This is a genomic window from Allobosea sp., from assembly GCF_030694325.1.
GTDB lineage: Bacteria > Pseudomonadota > Alphaproteobacteria > Rhizobiales > Beijerinckiaceae > Allobosea.
In genome coordinates this window covers 1-1,210 of sequence record NZ_JAUXYO010000093.1, presented here as the reverse complement: position 1 = coordinate 1,210, position 1,210 = coordinate 1, and the positions used below count along the sequence as shown (strand labels likewise).

The 1,210-nt window shown below is 68.7% G+C and carries 2 protein-coding genes; one reads left to right on the top strand and one right to left on the bottom strand.

All coding sequences use genetic code 11. The features are described 5' to 3' along the window. Window positions 1-349 (bottom strand): AAA family ATPase (locus Q8M82_RS05560; protein ID WP_305690383.1); only part of this gene is annotated, 349 nt, incomplete at its 3' end. A 212-nt stretch (window positions 350-561) separates the two neighbouring features. Here Q8M82_RS05560 and Q8M82_RS05555 point away from each other — a divergent pair. Beyond that, on the top strand, window positions 562-1,210 hold a 649-nt coding region (locus tag Q8M82_RS05555), incomplete at its 3' end, for a cation:proton antiporter domain-containing protein (RefSeq protein WP_305690382.1).

Genomic DNA, 1,210 nt, shown 5'->3' with positions numbered 1-1,210 from the left:
TCTCGTCGATCAGCAGCACGGGCCGTTCAGGCGCGACGAAGGCCTCCCAGAGCTTGCCGCGCCGGATGTAGTTGGAAATCTCGGAGACGCGGGGGTCGCCGAGCTGGCTGTCGCGCAGGCGGCTGACCGCGTCGTATTCGTAGAGGCCCTGCTGCGCCTTGGTCGTCGACTTGACGTGCCAGGTGATCAGCGGCGCGCCCAGCGCGGCCGCGATCTCCTCGGCGAGCACCGTCTTGCCGGTGCCGGGTTCGCCCTTCACCAGCAGCGGGCGTTCCAGCCGGATCGCGGCATTGACCGCCACTGTCAGGTCCTCGGTGGCGACATAGTTCTCGGTGCCGGTGAAACGCATGCGCAAGCCTTCTGAACGGGAGCGCCGGACGCTAGCCCGGAAGCGCGCGGCAGGAAACCGCCCGTGGACGGCGCCGCGCAAGGCGGCAGCGCTAAGACTCAAGCAGCAAAAGCAAATATCGCCGCGATGCTGCGCCGCAACGGTTGTGTCGCCGCCTCTGAAACCGCACAGTCGGCCCGCCCTCCTCCAGTTCGAATCGCAAGGCGTTCTCCTTGGCCGCGACCGTCGATCCGTCCGTCTACAAGGACGCTGCCGTGGTGCTCGCCACGGCGGGCGTGATCGTGCCCTTCGCCAAGAGCTTCAAGATCAACTCGGTCGTCGCTTTCATGGCCTGCGGCGCGCTGCTCGGCCCCTTCGGCCTCGGCGGTCTGGTCTCCTCGATCCCGCTGCTCAGCACGATCACCGTCTCGAGCCCGGAGGCGCTGGCCGGCCCCGCCGAGCTCGGCGTCGCCTTCCTGCTCTTCGTGATCGGACTCGAACTCTCCTTCGAGCGTCTCAAGACCATGCGCCGGCTCGTCTTCGGGCTCGGCATCGGCCAGATCGTGCTGTCGGCGGCGGCGATCGGCGGCGTCGCCTATGCGCTCGGCCAGCCGACGACGGCGGCCCTGATCATCGGCTTCGGCCTCGCTTTGTCGTCGACGGCGATGGTGGTGGAACTGCTCTCGGCCAAGAAGCGGATGACCTCCTCGGCCGGCCGGGCCAGCTTTGCCGTGCTGATCAGCCAGGACATTGCGGTCGTGCCCCTGCTCTTCCTGGTCAGCGTGCTCGGCGCGCAGGGCGGCGGCGGCTCGCTGGTGGCGGGCCTCGTCCAGGCCCTGCTGCAGGCTTTCGCCGCCATCGCGGTGATCGTGCTCGTCGGCG